This window comes from Advenella kashmirensis W13003 (assembly GCF_000506985.1).
Classification (GTDB): Bacteria; Pseudomonadota; Gammaproteobacteria; order Burkholderiales; family Burkholderiaceae_B; genus Advenella; species Advenella kashmirensis_A.
On sequence record NZ_KI650986.1, the window covers coordinates 1 to 6790 of the forward strand.

Consider the following 6790-nt stretch of genomic DNA (forward strand, 5'->3'; position numbering starts at 1 on the left):
CATCTCAAAAAACTGCGGATAGAACCCAATGAGCACCGTGTCGCTCATCATGCCCAGTGCTGACATGATGATAATGGCGTTGCGTATAATCATGGATCCGACAACGGCAAAAACTGATCGTTGCCTTCCGGCGAAAACGCCTGGAATGTCGTATTGTGGTCGATAGAATAAACCTCCCGCTGCATGATTGCATTGATAATCCGTGCATTGCGATAGCAATTCATGCCTAAATCGGGGTTTGTCACGCCGTGACTTTCCAGGCCTGCATTCTGGATAAAAACCTCATCACCAGACATATCCACTGCATAGTTCTCGTTCTGACAATAGCGCCCATCGTCCAGCCGTAGCCGTCCAACAATGCCATGCATGAATTCTGGGATTCGATAACCATAGCCGGTCGCGAAAACGACTTCATCAGACACAAAACGATATCGCCTGCCCGTCTGACAATGATCGAAAACCAGCTCAGTTTGAGAACTCAACTGATTGCACTGAGTCAGCTTCAAATTACTATACAAGTATGTACGAGCAAGATCAGGTTGCGATTTATGAGCCAATTCATCATAAATTTGTCCGATCAAACTGGTATTAATACCTTTAAAGATACTGTCTTGATCTCCCACAATTCTGCGTTTTATTTCATCGCCCAATGAATAGAAGTGATCGGCATAGTCTGGGGTAATCAGCTCCAGTGCCAACTTACCAGTCTCCATTTGGAAAAAATGCGAGGAGCGTGTAATCCAGTAAAGCTCGTACTCGTACTGATCCATGTCTCGTAGTAAGTCGTAATATATCTCAGCACCGCTCTGACCACTACCGATGACCGTAATACGGGATGCCTTTTGCAACCTGCTCTTCTTTGTGAGGTAAAGACCGCTGTGTGCGGACTGGTATGCTTCATCCACACACACAGGCAGGCGCGGAGCGCTACCTATTCCAACCACCAGCCTACGCGCATAATATTGCCGTTCGCATTCGGACTGTAAATCAGTCGCGGTGACGATGTAGCATTCGCGTTCATAGTCAAATGTAACCCCGGTCACTTGCTGGCGGTAATGCACATTTTCCAACTGACTTGCAGCCCACTGGCAGTACTGGTTATATTCCAATCGCGTCAGGTAGAAATTCTCATGGAAATAACACTGATATATCTTGCCCTGCTGCTTGCAATAGTTCAGATAGCTGAAAGGGCTAGTCGGGTCGACAAGCGTCACCAAATCCGCCATGAAATTATTTTGCAACGTCGTGCCGGGGATCATTAAACCCTCGTGCCAACTGAACTCAGGCTTTTGTTCGAGAAAAACAACATCGAGATCCGGCAACGGAGCCATCAGACATGCCAAACTTAAATTGAACGGACCGAGGCCCACGCCAAGCACGTCGTGGATCTCGCCCTTTTTATCTGTTCGCATCATTGTCAAATACCCTTGGATGATCAATATTTCAATTGGACATTCATTCCAACGGAACGCGGCGGCGCGTAGTAACTCTGTGCCCACAGTAACGTGGTCAGATATTTTTTATTGAATACGTTTTTGACATTGGCCCCCACAGTAACGTGCTTGTTAATTTCATAATTGGCCATCAGGTCAGCCACAGCATAAGCTTTTTGTTTGGTATAAATATCGGCTCCTGACGGGGTCTTACCCTGCAGGCGGCGGACTTCGGATTGCCAGCGGACCGCCGCACCTACCTTAAGTCCACGCACGGCGGGTATGGCATAGGAGGCGGCAATAGTGAAGGCACTCTTGGGTACATACTCGCGTACCGCCTTGCCGGATTCATCTTTAATTGAAAACAAATGGGTGTATCCGGTACTTACTTGCAGCCCTGGCAGCACTTCCCCCTGCAAGACCAATTCAAAACCAGTGGAGCGGGAATCCACCGGCTTATAACGCATCAAACCGTCCAGAAATTTGTCCGTTTCAGCGGTATTGTTTTGTTCAGCGCGAAACAGCGACACGCTACCATTCAAACGACCGTCATCCGACTCTCCTTTTAAACCCAGTTCGTAACTTCTACCTTCGATCGCCGGAAGAAGTTGACCCTGAACGTCATATTGAAACTGAGGATTGAATATGCCTGTGTAACTGGCATACACCGAGTAGTTTTTATTCAAATCATAGACCAGACCGAGGTAGGGTGACAGTTTATTGCGTTTGTAATCGTGAAGATGCCCATATTGGGGGCCGCTGCTAGTCGCATGGGTGTAATTTATACCAGCGATGACTTTGAACGCATCTGTCAGGTTCAAACGAGTGGCAATAAATGCAGTCGTTTTTCGATCTGTAAAATCAGCAAACGTGACTTTGGCCGTGTCAAAATTGGGGCGTGGAAATTGTCGGTTCCAAACAAAAATCGAGGGCAATGGAAGATTGATATCCTTGTCCAGCGAGGTCATAACATTGTCACTGCGACTGACATTGACACCGAACATCAAGTCATGCTCGCGTCCACCCAGTCTGTATTTGCCGGTGGTGCTGATGTCACCAATCCTTTGTCTTTCGTACCGGTTGTATTTGGTCGGATATGTCATCAGACCCAGACCTGTAATACTGTCGGGCACACCATAAACATAGAACTGTTCGGCGTCCTGAGTGATTTTGCGATAAATCAGGGTTGCTTTTGTACTCCAGCCTGCGCCCCAGTCGTGAGCAAGCTCCGCAAAAGAGGTTCGGTCTGTCGTATTCCAGTACGCCCAATCAGGTGCTGTACTGTCGGACACATCATAATAGACAGGACTACCGTCAGTATAATAAAGTGTGAGTGCCCCCCACATGGCGGACCTGGCCTTGTTTCCTTGATAGGTGTGGCCTAATGTCAGCGTAGTCCGATCACCCAGATCCGCATCGACCATCACGCCCAGAATTTTTTTCTCCAGACCATAGCGATCAAGGTAAGAATTACCGTTCTGGTATGCACCAATCAACCGACCACGCACGGACCCGCTATCGTTAAGTGCAGAGGTAATATCCAGATCCATACGCCGGGTAGCAAACGAACCATAGGAGAAATTGGCGTTAGCAGAAAACTCCCGCTTGGGACGCTTGCGAATGAAATTAACTGTGCCCGACGGATTGCCTGTAAGGGACAACAAGCCATTAGCGCCTTTGAGCACTTCTACCCGATCATAAAATGCGGTATCAAGGTCGCCAATCTGGGCATCCGTCGAAAACGGCAGGCCGACGCCATCCGTCTGAAAGTTGGAAACTTCATAGCCACGGATGTTGTAATAGGTACGATCGGTTTCTGCCTGCTGCACGAAAACCCCGGGCACGGCCGACAGCATGGAGGTGACATTAGTCAATTTAAAGTCATCCATCTGTGTGCGCGTCATGACATGCATCGTCTGCGGTGTCTCGCGAGGCGATAACGGCAGCCGCGTGGAAGTGGATGCAACCGGAACACTGTACTGCCCCGTCCCCTCAGTGATTGCACTATCCTGACTCACTGCACGGATAGGCTGGAGCGTGGTGACGCCGGGATGGGTGGCTGCTCCCTGTTTTGTCTGGGCCATGGAGCCCGTTGTGACTGCCATGGCGCCTAAAAGTGAGAGCCGAATCAGATTGGGCACGAACACCCGCGATGGGTTATACAACCCTCTTGAAAAAGCCGTCATATTACTTCTCGTCTTTTTGATGTTTCTAAAAAAAATAACAACGAGAAGTATTTTTATTTAAAACTTACTGTAAATCAATGTAACAGCAACGATGAACCGTCAAGAATTGTTAAGTCGCAAGTGATCCGTGCAGAATGTACTCACTCCTCTACGCTTCGCGTTGTGAAAAACGCAACAGCCGCAAGCCATTGGCCACCACAAGCAAGCTGGCACCTACATCCGCAAACACTGCCATCCACATCGACCCCAGCCCCAATAACACCAGCACCAGGAACACTGCCTTGATGCCAAGCGCCAGCGAGATATTTTGCACCAGGACCCGGCGTGTCGAACGCGACAACGCTAGAAACGTGGGGATTTTCATCAGATTATCGTCCATCAGCGCCACATCAGCCGTTTCAATGGCCGTATCCGAGCCCATGGCGCCCATGGCAAATCCGATATTGGCCTGCGCGAGTGCGGGGGCATCGTTCATGCCGTCGCCCGCCATGCCAACGACCGTACGATCATCCTTTTGCAAAGCCGCAATGGCTTGTTGCTTTTCCTGGGGCAACAGCTGTGCTCGGGCTTCGGTCACCCCACTGCTTTTCGCAATCGCATCCACGACCGCCTGGTTGTCGCCAGACAAAATGACCGTGTTCACGCCCAGCCGATGCAGCCGTTCAATGGCCTGGATACTGCTATCCTTGAGCTGATCGGCGGCCGTAAAAAGCAATACGACGTTACGCTCATTCATGAGCAGCACCAGACTCTGGCCATTTGTCTGTGCCTGTACGACCGTATCATTCGTGGCAGCATCCATCAAGCCAAGCTCTTGCGCCCACACAGGGCTGCCCAAATACCAAAGCTGTCCGTCCACCCTGCCCTGCACACCACGCCCCGCCACGGCGAGAAACGCGTCCACCGGCAGAGGCACGACATCAGCCGCCTGCGGCGCCTGGGCAATGGCGCGCGATACCGGATGATCGGAACGCGCAGCCAGACTTACCGCAATCTTGTGCGTCTGCGCTGCCTGCATGCCTTCATCCAGAACGGTCATCCCAGTCTGCACTGGCCGACCCTGCGTGATTGTGCCGGTCTTGTCCAGCGCCAGCCAGTTCATGCGGTGACCCTGTTCCAGATACACGCCGCCCTTGATCAGAATTCCCATGCGAGCCGCTGCAGTCAGTCCGCTGACAACAGTGACCGGCGTAGAAATGACTAATGCGCAGGGGCAGGCAATAATCAGCACCACCAGAGCCTGATAAATCCAGTACAGCCACTGGCCACCGAATAACAGGGGTGGAATGACCGCCAGCAAGATGGCCAGCACCACTACTGCCGGCGTGTAATAGCGCGAAAAGGTATCGACGAACCGTTGCGTTGGTGCCTTGACAGCCTGCGCTTCTTCGATCTGGTGAATGATCCGCGCCAGCGTCGTGTTGTCGGCTGTCGCCGTCACTTGCATTTCAATTTCACCGGCTTCGTTGATCGTTCCGGCAAAGACGGTATCGCCGCTCTGTTTGTCTACTGGTACACTTTCGCCCGTAATAGGCGCCTGGTTGACGGTTGTGAATCCGCGCACAATGCTGCCATCCAGACCGATGCGCTCTCCGGGTGCCACGCGCACCAGGCTGTCTACTGCCACTTGCGAAACTTCCTGTACCTGCCATTGTCCATTCACCTGGACCGTTACGGTGTCGGGCGCCAGGTTCATAAGACCGGAAACGGCCGCGCGGGTGCGATCCAGCGATTTTGCTTCGATCCATTCGGACAGGGTGAACAGCACCATGACCATGGCCGCTTCAGGCCATTGGCCGATCAGGAGTGCACAAGTCACTGCAATACTCATCAGAGCATTGATATTCAGGTCGCCATATCGCAACGCTGTGAGTCCCTTGCGATAGGTATCCGTTCCCGCCAATGCAACGGCCGCGACGGCGGTGACCACCATAAGCCAAGTCGGCCCGCTGAACCAGTGAGTCAGTTCCGAACCCAGCGCAAGCACGCCGGCCAGGGCAAGATGCCACCAGCCTGGCAACACGCCACCGGCAATATTGGGAGACACTTCAGACTGGCCCTGCGTCAGCGAGATGTCATGCGAATGACCATGGCCGCCGTGATCATGGTGATCATGATCATTCTGCCCCTGATGATCCTTATTCGAAGCATGACGGTGCGTAACATGCTCGTCGCCGCCTTCCCTGCCGGAGTGATCATGCCCGCAACACCCAGTATGACTGCCCGTGACAGACCGCGGTATCGACCCCTGATTAAGCTCGGGCGTAAAACCGATTTTACGAATAGCTGACATAATGTCGTCCAGCACGGCCGGATCGTGCGTCACCGACAGAACACGAGACATCAGATTGAAACGCAGATCGGTGACACCGGGTTTCTTTTCCAGGGCCTTGCGCAGCAGACGCTCCTCGGTCGGACAGTCCATTTGCTCGATCCTGATGGCGGTGACACGATTTTGCTGCTCTGACATGACGATGCTCCAATTCAACGTATAATGTCATTAGAAACCCTGAAGTAACTACAGAGTCAAGCCATTTGTCGCTGGCGAACCTCACAGGAGAAAAGATGAAAATCGGAGAACTTGCCCGGATGCAGGGATGCACCCCTGAAACCATCCGCTTTTATGAAAAAGCCGGGCTGTTGCCCGCGCCTGTACGTACTGAAGGCAATTACCGGCACTACGACGAAGAGCATGTGCAACGACTGCGTTTTATCCGCAATTGCCGGATCCTGGACATGTCCCACGACGAAATTCGCACCCTGCTCAAGGCCAATGACGAGACGCCTGACGATTGCCAGCCCGTCAACCGGTCCATCGACGCCCATATAGAGCATGTCGAAACGCGTATTCGTGAACTGACTCAGCTGAAAGCGCAATTGACACGACTGCGTCAGCGCTGCACCGTCGCCCATGAAGTCAAAAACTGCGGCATTTTTCAGGCGCTGCAAACTGCTGATATGCCAGACCCGCATGTGCATGGGCATACGCATCTCTGATCGGTTTGGCTCCTGATATCCCCGGTCGGCATCGATTAGACCGAATTTGCCGAATACAAAAAACTGCGCCCCGCTGTGCCGGTTAATGAAATGCACCCCAAAAGTTGGACATCAATCCAACCTTTGGGGTGTTTTTTATGACGAAATATGATGAACAGTTCAAATTAGCAGTGG

Annotated in this window: 4 protein-coding genes; 1 reads left to right on the plus strand and 3 read right to left on the minus strand. The window is 52.0% G+C overall.

Annotated elements, in window-relative coordinates:
- Positions 1-89 precede the first annotated feature (89 nt).
- The 3 genes from W822_RS45640 to W822_RS45650 form a co-directional block, all read right to left on the minus strand.
- Positions 90-1415 (minus strand): lysine N(6)-hydroxylase/L-ornithine N(5)-oxygenase family protein, encoded by a 1326-nt coding sequence (locus tag W822_RS45640; RefSeq protein ID WP_155848237.1) that lies wholly within the window; start codon positions 1413-1415, stop codon positions 90-92.
- Positions 1416-1435: 20 nt separating this feature from the next.
- Positions 1436-3619 carry a TonB-dependent siderophore receptor gene (locus tag W822_RS45645; protein WP_031243869.1) on the minus strand — a complete coding sequence of 728 codons (2184 nt, stop codon included), beginning with the start codon at positions 3617-3619 and terminating at the stop codon, positions 1436-1438.
- Positions 3620-3767: 148 nt separating this feature from the next.
- Positions 3768-6089, minus strand: coding sequence for a heavy metal translocating P-type ATPase (locus tag W822_RS45650; protein ID WP_024007542.1), 2322 nt, complete (start codon positions 6087-6089; stop codon positions 3768-3770).
- 95 nt (positions 6090-6184) lie between these two features.
- Here W822_RS45650 and cadR point away from each other — a divergent pair, with 95 nt between their 5' ends.
- On the plus strand, positions 6185-6616 hold the full coding sequence (gene cadR / locus W822_RS45655; protein ID WP_024007543.1) for a Cd(II)/Pb(II)-responsive transcriptional regulator: 432 nt from the start codon (positions 6185-6187) through the stop codon (positions 6614-6616).
- Positions 6617-6790: the final 174 nt, after the last annotated feature.

Coding starts and splice junctions, on each gene's coding strand:
- W822_RS45640 (WP_155848237.1), bottom strand. CDS start 1,415: ATGATGCGAACAGATAAAAAGGGCGAGATCCACGACGTGCTTGGCGTG.
- W822_RS45645 (WP_031243869.1), bottom strand. CDS start 3,619: ATGACGGCTTTTTCAAGAGGGTTGTATAACCCATCGCGGGTGTTCGTG.
- W822_RS45650 (WP_024007542.1), bottom strand. CDS start 6,089: ATGTCAGAGCAGCAAAATCGTGTCACCGCCATCAGGATCGAGCAAATG.
- cadR (WP_024007543.1), top strand. CDS start 6,185: ATGAAAATCGGAGAACTTGCCCGGATGCAGGGATGCACCCCTGAAACC.